The 14,345-nt window shown below is 75.4% G+C and carries 13 protein-coding genes and 1 riboswitch; of the genes, 5 read left to right on the top strand and 8 right to left on the bottom strand.

Annotation, left to right across the window (positions count from 1 at the left end):
• Positions 1-18: 18 nt before the first annotated feature.
• The 4 genes from B8281_RS00990 to B8281_RS00975 form a co-directional block, all read right to left on the bottom strand.
• Positions 19-741 carry a class I SAM-dependent methyltransferase gene (locus B8281_RS00990; RefSeq protein ID WP_043654508.1) on the bottom strand — a complete coding sequence of 241 codons (723 nt, stop codon included), beginning with the start codon at positions 739-741 and terminating at the stop codon, positions 19-21.
• 131 nt (positions 742-872) lie between these two features.
• A complete protein-coding gene (locus tag B8281_RS00985) occupies positions 873-1,580 on the bottom strand; it encodes a DUF6226 family protein (RefSeq protein WP_043654506.1) in 708 nt (235 codons plus the stop codon).
• Positions 1,581-1,702: 122 nt separating this feature from the next.
• Entirely contained in the window at positions 1,703-2,941 is a 1,239-nt protein-coding gene (locus B8281_RS00980) for an O-succinylhomoserine sulfhydrylase (protein WP_085386625.1), read from the bottom strand.
• On the bottom strand, positions 2,938-3,429 hold the full coding sequence (locus B8281_RS00975) for a rhodanese-like domain-containing protein (protein ID WP_085386624.1): 492 nt from the start codon (positions 3,427-3,429) through the stop codon (positions 2,938-2,940). The genes B8281_RS00980 and B8281_RS00975 overlap by 4 nt, the downstream gene beginning before the upstream one ends.
• Before the next feature lie 301 nt (positions 3,430-3,730).
• A riboswitch (SAM riboswitch) is annotated at positions 3,731-3,846 on the top strand.
• Between the two features lie 33 nt (positions 3,847-3,879).
• On the opposite strand from B8281_RS00975, the gene B8281_RS00970 reads away from it, so the two are divergent.
• Together B8281_RS00970 and B8281_RS00965 are read left to right on the top strand one after the other, a co-directional pair.
• Entirely contained in the window at positions 3,880-5,313 is a 1,434-nt protein-coding gene (locus B8281_RS00970) for an aminotransferase class V-fold PLP-dependent enzyme (protein WP_085386623.1), read from the top strand.
• Positions 5,314-5,425: 112 nt separating this feature from the next.
• Positions 5,426-6,073: a GNAT family N-acetyltransferase gene (locus B8281_RS00965; protein WP_085386622.1), complete on the top strand. Its 648-nt coding sequence runs from the start codon at positions 5,426-5,428 to the stop codon at positions 6,071-6,073.
• Positions 6,074-6,202: 129 nt separating this feature from the next.
• Here B8281_RS00965 and B8281_RS00960 read toward each other — a convergent pair whose 3' ends face one another.
• A complete protein-coding gene (locus B8281_RS00960) occupies positions 6,203-6,376 on the bottom strand; it encodes a CsbD family protein (RefSeq protein ID WP_009866995.1) in 174 nt (57 codons plus the stop codon).
• Positions 6,377-6,468: 92 nt separating this feature from the next.
• Here B8281_RS00960 and B8281_RS00955 point away from each other — a divergent pair, with 92 nt between their 5' ends.
• Positions 6,469-7,077, top strand: a complete 609-nt coding sequence (locus tag B8281_RS00955) for a GNAT family N-acetyltransferase (protein WP_085388544.1) — start codon at positions 6,469-6,471, stop codon at positions 7,075-7,077.
• 102 nt (positions 7,078-7,179) lie between these two features.
• Here B8281_RS00955 and B8281_RS00950 read toward each other — a convergent pair whose 3' ends face one another.
• From B8281_RS00950 to B8281_RS00940, 3 genes are read right to left on the bottom strand one after another with little or no spacing between them, the layout of a single operon-like run.
• Positions 7,180-8,247: a MaoC/PaaZ C-terminal domain-containing protein gene (locus B8281_RS00950; protein ID WP_085386621.1), complete on the bottom strand. Its 1,068-nt coding sequence runs from the start codon at positions 8,245-8,247 to the stop codon at positions 7,180-7,182.
• Positions 8,244-9,620 (bottom strand): 3-oxoacyl-ACP reductase, encoded by a 1,377-nt coding sequence (locus B8281_RS00945; RefSeq protein WP_085386620.1) that lies wholly within the window; start codon positions 9,618-9,620, stop codon positions 8,244-8,246. The genes B8281_RS00950 and B8281_RS00945 overlap by 4 nt, the downstream gene beginning before the upstream one ends.
• Before the next feature lie 26 nt (positions 9,621-9,646).
• Complete coding sequence (locus B8281_RS00940) at positions 9,647-11,029, bottom strand: acetyl-CoA C-acetyltransferase (RefSeq protein WP_085386619.1); 1,383 nt, start codon at positions 11,027-11,029, stop codon at positions 9,647-9,649.
• Between the two features lie 228 nt (positions 11,030-11,257).
• Here B8281_RS00940 and B8281_RS00935 point away from each other — a divergent pair, with 228 nt between their 5' ends.
• Complete coding sequence (locus B8281_RS00935; RefSeq protein WP_232322631.1) at positions 11,258-12,058, top strand: TetR/AcrR family transcriptional regulator; 801 nt, start codon at positions 11,258-11,260, stop codon at positions 12,056-12,058.
• Entirely contained in the window at positions 12,055-14,187 is a 2,133-nt protein-coding gene (locus B8281_RS00930; RefSeq protein WP_085386618.1) for an acyl-CoA dehydrogenase, read from the top strand. Before B8281_RS00935 ends, B8281_RS00930 begins: the two co-directional genes overlap by 4 nt.
• The last annotated feature ends 158 nt before the right edge of the window (positions 14,188-14,345 follow it).

Here is a 14,345-nt window from a genome sequence, read left to right as displayed (position 1 = left end):
GCGGGAGCGCTGCGCGGTTCAGCCGCGCCGCGCCACGAAGACCCACTCGCGACCCGGGCGGTCGGGCGCGTCCCGGACGTCCACGACCTCGAACCCGCACGCCACGAGCGACGTCTCGACCTCCTCGCGCTCCCGGAAGCGCAGCGTCGAGTCGGAGTGGAGCGTGGTGCCGTCGGGCAGCACGGTCGTGTCGTGGAAGGACACGAAGGGGAGCGACACGTCGGTGAGGTCGGTCCAGGACTCGACCGGGCCGACGTCGGGCACCTCCACGCGCGTGACCGTCGCCTCGCGGACCCACCCCTCCCAGGCCCGACGGGCGGGGACACGGGTCTCGAGCACCAGCCACCCGCCCGGCACGAGCGCGTCGTGGACGCCCCGCAGCGTCGCGGCCCACGCGTCGTCGGTGAGGAACACCTGGGCGACGTTCGCCGTCATCGTCGCGAGGTCGACCTGGAGCGGGGGGAGGGTCGTCGCGTCGCCGTGCAGCCAGCGCACGCGCTCGGCGCCCGGCTTCGTGCGGGCGACGTCGAGCGACGCACCCGCCGGGTCGAGGCCCACCACCTCGACGCCGCGCTGCGCGAGCAGGCACGCGAACGTCCCGGTGCCGCACCCGACGTCGAGCACTCGGCGCGCGCCCAGCTCGTCGACGATCGCGACGTAGGCGTCGAGGTCGGACCGGTCCGGGGCGAGCGGGTCGTAGAGAGCGGCGAGGCGGGGGTCGTCGAAGACGGCGTCGGGCACCCGACGACCGTAGGCCGCACCCCGGGCGACGAGCCACGTCTTTCGATCAGGCGCGCCCGGCCGCCGAGCGCGCGGTGGCGGCCCGTTCCGGTCCCCGGACGACGCGAGTCCGCCTTCGCGGCGCGAGGGTTTCAGTCCGCGGCGGGCCAGGGCTGCCAGAGCCCGCCCGGGAGGGTGGCGAGGCGCCGTCTTGCCTGCTGCCCGACGCCGCGCGCCAGCCGGGTGCGGCCCTCGCCCGCGGAGTACCCGCCGTCGGGCTCGTCGAGGCGGTGCGCCACCCACCACTCGTGACGACCGGGGAGCGCCCGCCGCACAGCCTCCGAGAACCGGCCCGCCGCCACCCCCAGCACGAGGTCCTCGAGCGCCTCTGCTGCGCCCGCCGCCGTGTCGTCGCACGCGTCGCACCCGCACGACGGGAACGTGTCCTCGTGCAGCACCCCGGCGCGCACCACGACTCCCGGGTAGTCCGTCACGACGAGGGCCAGCGCCGCGGCGTCGTCGGACGCGGGCGTGACGCGCACCGCCCGCACGGCGTCCGGACCGACGTTCCGGACCCCCGCGAGCACGGGGTGCGCGGGCCCGACCGCGGTGTGCGACGCCAGGTCGACGCCGCGCAGGTCGACGTCCTCGACCGTGACGGCGTACGTCGCCGCGAGGTGCCGCACGAGCGCGTCGGCGACGCCGGCGAGCGGCGCGAACCGCTCCGGGTGGGAGTCCACGGAGTACGTGTCCTCGGGCGGCCCGTCGAGATGGTCCCAGCGCCTGCCGTACTCGAACGGCACCCCGTCGGCGTCGTGGAACACCTGGCGGAGGATCGGCGGGCGGACGTAGGCGGTCACCCGGGTCAGGCTAGAGCGACTTACCCGGGTCGACCACGCCCCTTCTGCCCGCCGAGCAGGCGGTCGTGGTTCGTCCCGGCGCCGGGACGAACCGATACCGCCTGCTCGGCGGGAGGCGGGGGTCAGGAGTTCAGCGCCTGGGCGACGTCCTCGATGATGTCTTGCGGGTCTTCCAGGCCCACCGACAGGCGCACGGTCGTCTCCGCGATGCCGACCGCGGCGCGGCCCTCGGGGCCGAGCTTGCGGTGGGTCGTGGTGGCCGGGTGCGTGACGAGGGACTTCGCGTCGCCGAGGTTGTTCGAGATGTCGACGACCTGGAGCGCGTCGAGGAATGTGAACGCACGCTTCTTCGCCGTCTCGGGGTCGGTGCCCTCGGGCACGGCGAGGTCGAACGTCACGACGGTCCCGCCGCCGCTCTGCTGCGACCGCGCGAGCTCGCGCTGCGGGTGCGAGGCGAGGAACGGGTAGCGCACGCGGCCGATCCCGGGGAACTGCTCCAGTGCCTCCGCGACCTGCGCCGCGGCGGCGTTCTGCGCAGCGACGCGCACGGGCAGCGTCTCGAGGCCCTTGAGCAGCACCCACGCGTTGAACGCCGAGAGCGACGGCCCGGTGTTGCGGATGAACGTCTGCACGGGACCGGTGACGTACTCCTCCGTCCCGAGGATCGCGCCGCCGAGCACGCGGCCCTGCCCGTCGATGTGCTTGGTCGCCGAGTAGACGACGACGTCGGCCCCGAGCTCGAGCGGCCGCTGCAGCAGCGGCGTCGCGAAGACGTTGTCGAGCACGACGACCGCGCCGGCGGCGTGCGCGAGCTCGCTCACGCGCCGCGCGTCGACGATGTCCTGCATGGGGTTGGACGGCGTCTCGAAGAACACGACGTCCGCGGGGGTGGACAGCGCCTCCTCCCACTGCGACAGCACGTGGCCGTCGACGTAGTCCGTCCGCACACCCCACTTCGCGAAGATCTCGTCGAAGATGACGAGGCTCGACCCGAACAGCGCGCGCGCCGCGACGATGCGCGACCCGGACCGCACCAGCGCGGCGAGCGCCGTGAACACGGCGGACATGCCGGACGCCGTCGCGTAGCACGCCTCCGCGCCCTCCAGGAGGCGCAGGCGCTCCTCGAACGTGTGCACGGTCGGGTTGCCGTAGCGCGAGTAGACGAACCGGTCGAGCTCTCCCTTGAACGCGGCCTCGGCGTCCGCCGCACGGTCGTACGTGTAGCCCTGCGTGAGGAACAGCGCCTCGGACGTCTCCTGGAACTCGGTGCGCGCGTGGCCGCCGCGCACGGCGAGCGTCGCGGGGCGGGCGCTCGCGGGCAGGGGCTTGCGGCCGGAGCCGCCGGGCACGACCGCGCTCACCGGGCGGCCTCGTCGAACGTCGTGGTGGGCAGCCCGCGGACCTTCCAGCCCTCGACGTCCCGCAGGCCCGAGAACCCCTGGGCGCCCTCGAAGCCCTCGAGCACGTTGTACGACGGCCCGAGCCCGGCGGCCGTGGCCGCGCGCGCCGCGCCGATCGACCGCTGGCCCGAGCGGCACAGGAACACGACGGGACGCTCGTCGCCGGGGGTCAGGCCCGCCTCGACGAGCCGGTCGAGGAACCGCGGGTTGGGGCCCGCCGGGGTCACCCACTCGTCGAACAGGACGTCGCGGCCGAGCTCCGTGGCGTCGGGCACGCCGATGGTGCGCCACTCGCCCTCGGTGCGGACGTCCACGAGCACGGCGCGCTCGTCGTGCGCGAGCAGGTCCCACGCCTGCTGCGGGGTGAGGTCGCCGGCGTAGCCGACGGCGGGACGCGCCTCGGGGGGTGCCGGCCGGGGTGCCGACGCCTGCTGGGACTGGTCGCTCATGAGAGTCCTCCTCCATCGATCGTGGCAGTAGCACCCTGCGCCCGGCCGCCGAGGCGGTCCGGGGGGTTGCTGCGGCGTCGACGTGCCACGTCACTCGGCCGCTCCGGATGGTTGGCTCGGATCGTACGCCACGCGTCCGACGTGCGGAACGCCCGTCTCGGGGAGCGGCCCGGGGTGGAGGTGCCCGACGCCGCGTGGCTCCGACGCGCGGGCTTATGACGCGGAGCGCCGCGTCCCGCCATCCGAGACGCCGTGACCACCGGTTGACACGTCACCGTCCGCGCGGACATCCTGGTCCGCAGGTCATGAGTGCCAGCGCGAAACCCCGGTTTGCTGGCCGGCAACCCTCCTCTCGCGGCGGGGTGCCCCGGGTGACGACCAGGCCGCACGCCGACCGGCGGGCGGCAAGCGCGGGGAGGTTCTCCCCGGACGACCCTGGAGGACTGTGCCATGACTGCTCTCGCGGACGTCTCGTGTCCCACCGACGCCCCGGCCCCTGACCTCGCGGCGCTCGCCGACGCGCCCGCGCTCCTGCCCGTCGTCGGCGGGGACACGCTCGTCCCGCTCGTCGACGGCCGCAGCGTGCCGTACGCGAACCTCGACGTCGCGGCGTCGGCCCCGGCGCTGCGCTCGGTGGCCGACCGCGTGACCGAGGTGCTGCCGCTCTACGCGAGCGTGCACCGCGGCGCGGGCTACCTGTCGCAGGTCTCCACGGCGCTCTACGAGGCGTCGCGCCGGACGATCGGCGCGTTCGTCGGCGCACGCGAGGACGACGTCACGGTCGTCACGCGCAACACGACCGACTCGCTCAACCTGCTCGCGGGCTGCGTCCCGGCGAACCCGGACGGCACGCCCGGGCGCGTGCTCGTCCTCGACGTCGAGCACCACGCGAACCTGCTGCCGTGGCAGCGCGCCGGCGGCGCGACGGTCCTCGCGGGCGGCGCGTCCGTCGCGGAGACGCTCTCGGGCCTGCGCACCGAGCTCGCGCGCTTCCCGTACGCGCTCGTCGCCGTGACCGGCGCCTCCAACGTCACGGGCGAGTCCCTGCCCGTCGCCGAGGTCGTCCGCGCCGCGCACGACGCCGGGGCGCGGGTCGTGCTCGACGGCGCGCAGCTCGTCCCGCACCGCGGGTTCTCGCTCGCCGCGTCGGGCGTCGACTACGTCGCGTTCTCGGGGCACAAGACCTACGCGCCCTTCGGCGCGGGGGCGCTCGTCGGGCGGCGCGACTGGCTCGACGCGGGCACCCCCTACCTCGCGGGCGGCGGCGCCGTGCGCCAGGTCGCGGTGACCGGGACGCAGTGGCAGACGGCGCCCGCACGCCACGAGGCCGGCTCGCCGAACGTGGTGGGCGCCGCGGCGCTCGCGGCGGCGTGCGACGCGCTCGCCGCGCTCGACCCGGCCGACCTGCACGCCCACGAGGCGACGCTCCGCGCGGCCCTCGTCGCGGGCCTGGAGGCCGTCCCGGGCGTCCGGGTCGTGCGCGTGTGGGACGACGCCGTCGACCCGGTCGGCGTCGTGACGTTCGCCGTCGAGGGCCACGACCCGGGCCTCGTCGCCGCCTACCTCTCGGCCGAGCACGGCATCGGCGTGCGCGACGGCCGGTTCTGCGCGCACCCGCTGCTCGCGCGCCTCGGCTACGACGCGGGCGCGATCCGCGCCTCGGTGGGCGTCGGGACGACGGGCGCGGACGTCGTGCGCCTCGTCGAGGCCGTGCGCGCGTACGTCGAGCAGGGACCGACCACCCGGTACGAGGTCGTCGACGGCTGCTGGGCCGTCGTGGACGACCCCCGCCCGGTCCCCGCGGGGTCCGGCCTGGAGGGGCTCTTCGCGACCGCGGCGGCGGGTTTCCTCGCCGACGCGGCGGGCTGCGGGCCGGCCGTCTGACCGGCGTCGGCGGCCGACGGCGGAGCCCGTTCACCGGACCGTCGCCGAGCGTTGTCCACCGCGTCGCCGGACCCTCTTGGCGCGGTGTTCCGCGTGTGCTCTGATATGCGCTGTGCTGCACGACGTCGTCCTCTCGGGGCACGGTTTCCGGCTGGAACCGCTGGCCCTGGAGCACGCTGAGACGCTGGCCGGCCTCGTCGACGAGGCGATGTGGTCAGGGATGAGCATCCCCCTGCCCTACGGGGTCGCGGGGATGGCCGATCTCGTGGCCGCGACCCGCGCGGCCCCGGACCTCACGGGCTTCGTCGTGCGCGCCGTCGGCCCCGACGGCGCGCCCGGCGCCGTGCTCGGCAGCACCGCGTTCCGCGACCTGTCGCTCGTCGACCGCCGCGTCGAGGTGGGCCGCACGTTCTACGCGCGCTCCACGTGGGGGAGCCTCGTCAACCCTGTGGCGAAGTGGCTGCTGCTGCGCCACGCGTTCGAGACGTGGGACGTGCACCGGGTCGGCTTCCGCGTCGACACCCGCAACGAGCGCTCGCTCGGTGCGATGCGCCGTCTCGGCGCCCACGAGGAGGGCGTCATGCGCGGGCACCGCACCGCGCCCGACGGGACGCGCGCCGACTCCGTGCTGTTCTCGATCCTCGCGCCCGAGTGGCCCGGGGTCGAGGTGGGCCTCCTCGCGCGGATCACCGCCCCGCGCGTCGTCCCGGTGCTCGCCCCGGCGCCGTCGGCCGACGTCCGGCCGCTCGCCGCGTCCTGACCGTCGCGGCTCCCGCTCGTCGAGTCCTGGTCGTCGCATCCCGGTCGTCGCGTCCCGGTCGAACGGTCCCGGAGACGCCACGAGGGCCCCGCCGGAGCGGAGCCCTCGTGAGCAGAACGGTGGAGCACGTCAGCGGTCGAACGCGTCCTTGACGTCGTCGCCCGCCTGCTTGACGTTGGCCTTGGCCTGGTCAGCCTGGCCCTCGGCCTCGAGCCGCTCGTTGTCCGTGAGCTTGCCCGCGCCTTCCTTGAGCTTGCCACCCGCCTCTTCGGCGGCGTGCTTGGCCTTGTCTCCGAGTCCCATGGGTGCTCCTCTCGTCGGTACCTCTCGACCGTAACCACGGTCGGCCGGGTTCGCACGCGGTCGGAGCACCGGTGGTGTGGTGGGATGTGCGGGTGCAGCACGAGACCGTCCTCGAAGGCTTCGGCGTCCGCCTCGAACCGCTCGCCGCGACCCACGCGCCGGCGCTCGGCGCCCTCGTCGACGACGGCATCTGGGCGGGCATGTCCAGCGCCGTCCCGCGCGGCACGGAGGCGATGGAGGGCTACGTGCGCGACGCGGCCGCCGCGCCGGGCCGGCTCGCGTTCGCGGTCCTCGGTGCTCCCGGCGCTCCCGGTGCACCCGGTGCGGACGGCGCGACCGCCGACGCCGTGGTCCGTGGCTCGACGTCGCTCTACGAGTGGGTCCCGTCCCAGGGCCGGGTCGAGCTCGGGTCCACGTTCTACGCGCGCGAGTGGTGGGGCGGGACGACGAACCCGGCGTGCAAGTACCTCCTGCTGCGGCACGCGTTCGAGGACCTCGGGGTCGCGCGCGTCGCGCTCCGCGCCGACGCCCGCAACAGCCGGTCCATCGGGGCGATCCGGCGCCTGGGCGCAGTGCCGGAGGGCGTCCTGCGCAGCCACCGCGTGGCGCCCGACGGCTCCCGCCAGGACACCGCCTACTTCTCGGTCCTCCGCGACGAGTGGCCGACCGTCCGCGCCGGCCTGCTCGCCCGCCTGCCCTGACGGGGCTGTCCCGCCGAGCACGAGCCTGCGTGGCGTCGAGCAACGGGGTAGGTGTCGTCATGCGCTCGAGAACGACATCAACCCCGTGCTCGGCAGCGGGGGTCAGGGGCGGGGGGTGACGCGGCCCGCGAGGTGGAGGCGGCCCTTGCCGTCCCACGCCTGGTAGGTGACGCCCGTGCCCGGGTCGCCCGCGCCGTCGGGCACGGCCGCCGCGACCTGCCCGACGGCGTCCCGCACCTCGGCGGGCACGTCGTCCGCCGGGCGCAGCGCGACGTCGACCGTGCCGGGCAGCAGCACCGGCTTGGCGAACGTGACGGTCCAGTCGTAGGCGTCGCCGCGACCGGGGCCCGCCTCGGCGAGCGCCCGCGCCGCGGTGTACATGCCGTGCGCGATGGCCCGCGGGAACCCGAACGCCTTGGCGCCCAGCGCCGAGGTGTGGATCGGGTTGCGGTCGCCGGACACCGCCGCGTACGCGCGGCCGGTCCCCGCCCCGAGCGTCCACCGCGCGGTGGGCAGGGGCGGGACGAACGCGGCCGGGCCCTCGGCGTCGGCAGTGGCGGGGCCGCCCGGGAGGGAGGCGCCCTTCGCGAGGTACGTCGAGACGCCTCGGTAGGCGAGCGTCGTCGCGGCCAGCCCGCTCCCCGCGGCGCGCTCGTCGTCCGTGCGCAGCACCGAGACCTCCGTGACGAGGTCCACCTGGACCCCGCGACGGTGCGGGCGCGGGTCCTGCGCCCACGCGCGGACCTCGAGCGCGTCCCCGAGCCGCACCGGGCGCAGCACGGACACCGAGTTCGCGAGGTGCACCATGCCGAGCAGCGGGAGCGGGAAGTCGGCCCGCACCATGACGGCCGTCGCGAGCGGGAACCCCAGCACGTGCAGGTACCCGGCGGGCAGGACGTCCGACGGCGCCTCGCCCACGAGCCGCGCGTACCGCGCGAGGTGCGCGGCGCTGCCGACGTGGCCCGGCGCCGCGTCGTCGCCCGTCGGGACGGCCGCGACCCGGTAGGTGACGTCCGGGAGCGTCAGCTCCGTCCGGCCGCCCCGGACGGGGAGCCGGTGCGCCGCCGCGATCCGGCCCGACGCCGCGAGCCCGCGCACGTACAGGCCGCCCAGACCCGGGACGGCGGGCAGCGTCTCGACGCGCGCCGGGGCGCCCGCGGGCGCCGTCACCGGCCCACCACGTTCTGCCCGCACACGCGCAGCACCTGCCCGTTGACGCCCCCGGCCGCGGGCGACGCGAGGAACGCGATCGCCTCGGCGACGTCCACGGGCTGGCCGCCCTGCTGGAGCGACGCGACGCGGCGCGCGACCTCGCGCTGCACGAACGGGATCGACGCCGTCATGTCCGTCTCGATGAAGCCCGGCGCGACGGCGTTCGCCGTCCCGCCCGGGCCGCCCGGCGCCGCGAGCAGGCGGGCGAACGCGCGCGTGTGCCCGATGACGCCCGCCTTGGAGAACGCGTAGTTCGACTGGCCCCGGTTGCCCGCGATCCCGCTCGTCGAGGCGAGCGACACGACGCGCGGCGCGGAGGAGAACCCGTTCGCACCGAGCAGGTACTCCGTGATCCGCAGCTGCGCGGCGAGGTTCACCGCGACCACCGCGTCCCACTTGTCGGGGGACATGTTGGCGAGCAGCTTGTCGCGCAGGATGCCGGCGTTGTGCACGAGGACGTCGAGCCCGCCGTGCCGTGCGCGGGCGTGCTCGAGGATCCGGGCGCCCGCGTCGTCGGCGGTCACGTCGAGCTGCAGCGCCGTGCCCTTGATCTCGTTCGCGACGCGGGCGAGCGCCTCGCCCGCCGCGGGCACGTCGACCACGACGACCTTCGCGCCGTCGCGCGCGAGCGTCCGGGCGACCTGCGCCCCGATGCCGCGGGCCGCGCCCGTGACGACGGCGACCTTGCCGGCGAGCGGCTGGTCGAGGTCGGCGGAGGTGCTCCCGGAGGCGCCGTCGGTCGCGCTCGGACCCACCCGGAGGAGCTGGCCGTCGACGAACGCCGACTTGGCGGACAGGAAGAAGCGGAGGGTCGCGAGGACGCTCGGGCTGTCGACGGGGGCGTCGTCGGTCACCTGGATGCCGTTGGCGGTCGCGCCGTAGCGCAGCTCCTTGGCGACCGACCGCAGGAACCCGTCGACGCCCTCGCGGGCGGCGGCGAGCTCGGGGGAGTCGGTGTCGGCGGGCGCACGGGAGATCGTCACGACGCGGCCGTTGGGCGCGAGACGGCGGAGCGTCGCCGAGAGCGCCATGACGGGCACGGACGCGTCCTGCGGCCGCTCGATCCCGCTGAGCACGACGACGACCGCGCCCCAGCGGGTCGTGTCGTCCGGGGTCTGGCGGACGTCGAGGTCCCAGCCGAGCAGGGCCTCGGCGACGAGGTCGGCGTCGTCGCGCACGCCCGGCGTGCCGCCGAGCACGAGCACGGGCCCGACGGTGAGCGGGTCGCCCGCGCGGAAGCGGCGCAGGACCGCGGGGCGCGGGAGGCCGAGCTTCTTGGCGAGCGTCTTCGTGAAGCCGGAGTTGACGGCCTGGACGTAGGAGTCGGTCACGGGTGTTCCTCTCGGTCGTCGGGGCGTCAGGCGGCGTCGGTCGCGGGGACGGACTCGAGGATCGCGGCGACGCCGAGGCCGCCCGCGGCGCACACGGAGATCAGCGCACGCGCGGGTGCCCCGGTCTCGGCGGTGCGCTGCGCGAGGAGCTTGGCCGCCGTCGCGACGATGCGCCCGCCGGTCGCGGCGAACGGGTGGCCCGCGGCGAGCGAGGAGCCGTTCACGTTGAGCCGCGAGCGGTCGATCGAGCCGAGCGCGCCGTCGAGCCCGAGCTCGGTGCGGCAGTACTCGTCGTCCTCCCAGGCCTTGAGCGTCGTGAGCACGGTCGACGCGAACGCCTCGTGGATCTCGTAGAGGTCGAAGTCGCCGAGTGCGAGCCCGTTGCGGGCGAGCAGGCGGGGGACCGCGTGCGCGGGCGCCATGAGCAGGCCCTCGTGGCCGTGCACGAAGTCGACGGCGGCGGTCTCCGCGTCGACGACGCGCGCGAGCAGCGGCAGGTCGCGCTCGCGCGCCCACTCGGCCGAGGCGAGGAGGACGGTCGACGCGCCGTCGGTGAGCGGGGTCGAGTTGCCCGCCGTCATGGTCGGGGTGACGCCCTCCAGACGCTTGCCGTACACCGGCTTGAGCGCGGCGAGCTTCTCGAGCGACGAGTCGGCGCGCAGGTTGTCGTCGCGCACGAGCCCGCGGAACGGGGTGACGAGGTCGTCGAAGAACCCGGCGTCCCACGCGGCCGCGAGGTGCTCGTGGCTCGCGAGCGCGAGCTCGTCCTGCGCCTCGCGCGAGATGTCCCAGCGGGCCGTCGTGATCGCCTGGTGCTCGCCCATCGACAGGCCGGTGCGCGGCTCGTCGGTCGCGGGCGTGAGCGGCGCGAGGTCGGCGGGGCGGACCTTCGCGAACGCCTTGACGCGCTGGCCGAGCGTCTTGGCGTGGCTCGCCTCGAGCAGCGCCCGGCGCAGGCCCTCGCTCACGGCGATGGGGGCGTCGGACACGGTGTCGGAGCCGCCCGCGACGCCCGACTCGACCTGGCCGAGACGGATCTTGTTCGCGACGGCGATGGTCGCCTCCAGGCCGGTCGCGCACGCCTGCTGGAGGTCGTAGGCCGGGGTCTGCGGGGAGAGCGACGACCCGAGCACGGACTCGCGCACGAGGTTGAAGTCGCGGGAGTGCTTGAGCACGGCGCCGCCGACGACCTCCCCGAGCCGCTCGCCCTGGAGGCCGAAGCGCGCGACGAGCCCTTCGAGCGCGGCGGTGAACATCTCCTGGTTGCTCGCGGACGCGTACTTCTTGCCGGCGCGGGCGAACGGGATGCGGTTCCCGCCCACGACCCACGCGTCGCGGGGAGCGCCCGCGGGGGCGTGTTCCCGGGGGGACTGCTCGGGGGTCGGGCGGGGGCTGGTGCTGGTGGCCACTGTGCCTCACTTCCTGTCCGTGCTCGCTGCGCTGCGTTCGGTGCCGGCCCGGGAGGGCGCCTCGGCACGGCGTGCGCGAGGCGGGGGAGAGGGCCGGTTGGTGTCCAATACCAAGAGTACCTGATACTCTCGGTTTCGTGAGTCGGGTCACAGGGCTGTGCCCTGCCCCGGCACGGCACCCGTGACGAGGTGCCGACGACATCGAGGTCGGGCGCAACGGAGGACGACGTGAACGCAGGTGCCGACGCGCGACCGGTCACCCGAGGGCGGGTGCAGCCGGCCGCCGCGGTCGACGGTCGGTCGACCCGCTGGGACGAGCACCGGGCGGCGCGCCGCGCGGAGCTCATCCGGGCGGCCAGCAAGGCGGTGCACCGGGGAGGCCCCGGTGTCTCCATGGACGAGATCGCGGCGGCGTCGGGCACGTCGAAGTCGATCATCTACCGCTACTTCGACGACAAGACCGGGCTACAGGTCGCCCTGGGCTCCGCCGTCGTGGGGCAGATGCACGACGCCCTGACCCAGGCGGCCGAGGCCGCCGAGACGCCCAAGCGCGCGCTGCGCGCGATGGTCGGCGTGTACCTCGAGATGATCGAGAGCTCGCCCAACGTGTACTACTTCGTCACCCGGACGAGCGCCGTCGCGGGGACGGAGGAGCCCGCCGCCCAGCTCGCGGCGAGCGGCCTCACCCAGGGCGCGGGCGGCGCCGACCGCGCCCCGCTCGCCGCCTTCCTCGACTCGGTGATCGAGCTCGTCGCCGAGCCCTTCGCCCGGGTCACCGACGTCTCCCCGGCCGACGCCGCGGCGTGGGCCGCGGGCGCCGTCGGGTTCGTCCGGGGCGCCGGCGAGTGGTGGCTCGCCCACCGCGACCGCGCCGACGTCCCCGACCGCGAGCAGCTCACCGAGCGCGTCGCCGCGTGGCTGTGGGCCGGCCCCGTCGGCGTCCTCTCCCACAACCCGGGCGCGACCCGCCCGGACGCCGTCCGCCCTCCGCACCCGGCGACCGCCTCAGACCCCAAGGAGAAGCCATGACCGCCACGTCCGACCGTCCCGCGCTCGCACCGCGCACGACGAGCGCCGGCGACGCGGGCCCGACGTCGCAGGGCCCCGCCCGCGTCGACGTCGCCGCCCTCGAGAAGATCCTGCTCGGCCGCTGGGCCGACCTGCGCGCGGCGGCGCGCGCGACCGCGGGCGAGGAGGCGTTCCAGCGCATCGAGGGTCAGAGCCTGCGCGAGCACCGCGAGCGCGTGCTGGAGCAGATGCACCTGCTCGTGGGCAAGGGCCAGGTGTGGCGCGGGTACCCGGAGCGCCTCGGCGGCGCGGACGACGCGGGCGGCAACCTCGCCGGGTTCGAGGAGCTCGTCGCGGCCGACCCGTCGCTGCAGATCAAGGCGGGCGTGCAGTGGGGGCTGTTCGGCTCGGCGATCCTGCACCTGGGCACGCCCGAGCAGCAGGACCGCCTCCTGCCGGGCGCCATGGACCTCTCGGTGCCGGGCGCGTTCGCGATGACGGAGATCGGCCACGGGTCCGACGTCGCGAGCATCGCCACCACGGCGACGTACGACCCGGAGACCGAGGAGTTCGTCATCCACACCCCGTTCCGCGGGGCGTGGAAGGACTACCTCGGGAACGCGGGCGTGCACGGCGTCGCCGCGGTCGTGTTCGCGCAGCTGATCACGAAGAACGTCAACCACGGCGTGCACGCGTTCTACGTGCCCATCCGCGACACCGCGGGTGAGCGCGACGAGCTCGGCCGGCTGCCCTTCCTGCCCGGCGTGGGCGGCGAGGACGACGGCCAGAAGGGCGGCCTCAACGGCATCGACAACGGGCGCCTGCACTTCGACCACGTGCGGGTCCCGCGCACCGACCTGCTCGCCCGCTACGGCTCGGTGGACGCCGACGGCACGTACTCCAGCCCCATCGACAGCCCCGGACGCCGCTTCTTCACGATGCTCGGCTCGCTCGTCCAGGGCCGCGTGTCGCTCGACGGCGCCGCGGTGACCGCGGCGAAGCTCGGCCTCGCGATCGCGGTGCGGTACGCGAACGAGCGCCGCCAGTTCACGGGGGCGACGCCGACGGAGGAGGTCGTGCTCCTCGACTACGGCACGCACAAGCGTCGCCTGATCGTCCCCATCGCGGAGACCTACGCGGCGCACTTCGCGCACGACCGCCTGCTCGACCTGTTCCACTCGGTGTTCTCCGGCGAGGAGGACACCCCGGAGCAGCGCGAGGACCTCGAGACGACGGCGGCCGCGCTCAAGGCGACGAGCACGCGGTTCGCGCTCGACGTGCTCCAGGAGACGCGCGAGGCGTGCGGCGGGGCCGGATTCCTCACGACCAACCGCATCACGAGCCTGCGCGCGGACCTCGACGTGTACGCGACGTTCGAGGGCGACAACACCGTGCTGCTCCAGCTCGTCGCGAAGCGCCTGCTTGCCGACTACGGCAAGCAGTTCAAGGGCATCACCCCGGGCCAGATGGCGCGCGTCGTCGTCGAGCGCGCGGGCGACATGGCGCTGCACCGCACGCCGCTCAAGCGGGCCGCGCAGGCGCTCGCGGACGTCGGCGACCCGCGCCGCGCGGCCGGCCACCTGCGCGACCCCGAGACGCAGCGCGCGCTGCTCACCGACCGGGTCGAGACGATGGTCGCGGACGTCGCGCAGGCGCTGCGCCCGGCGCAGAAGGCCGACCCGGAGACGGCGACGAACCTGTTCAACGCCCACCAGGTCGAGCTCGTCGAGGCGGCCCGTGCCCACGCGGAGCTGCTGCGCTGGGAGGCGTTCACGCAGGCGCTCGGCACGATCGAGGACGCGGGCACGCGCGAGGTCCTCACCACGGTGCGCGACCTGTTCGGCCTGAGCCTCGTCGAGCGGCACCTCGCCTGGTACCTGCTCAACGGGCGCCTCTCGACGCAGCGCGCGCGCACGGTCACGAGCTACCTCGACCGCCTCATCGACCGGCTGCGTCCGCACGCGCAGGACCTCGTGGACGCCTGGGGCTACGGCCCCGAGCACCTGCGCGCGACGATCGCGACGGGCATCGAGAAGGAGCGCCAGGACGAGGCGCGCGACTACTACCGGCGCCTGCGCGCGAGCGGCGACGAGCCGCGGAGCGAGAAGTCGCTGCGCAGGGCCGCGAAGGGCGGCCCGCAGGCCCGCTGACCACCCCGGCGCCGTCCTCGGCGCCACCCCGGAACGTCCTCGGCGTCGCAGGCGGAGCGGTACCGCTGCCGAGGGTCAGGCCCGGGCGGCACGACGTCCACCAGCCGTCGCGCCGCCCGGGCCGTTGCCGTCTCGGTCTCGGTCTCCGTCTCGGCCGC

Source organism: Cellulosimicrobium sp. TH-20, from assembly GCF_002105775.1.
GTDB lineage: Bacteria > Actinomycetota > Actinomycetes > Actinomycetales > Cellulomonadaceae > Cellulosimicrobium > Cellulosimicrobium funkei.
The sequence above is the reverse complement of the archived record's forward strand: the minus strand, read 5'-3'. Positions and strand labels throughout refer to the sequence as shown.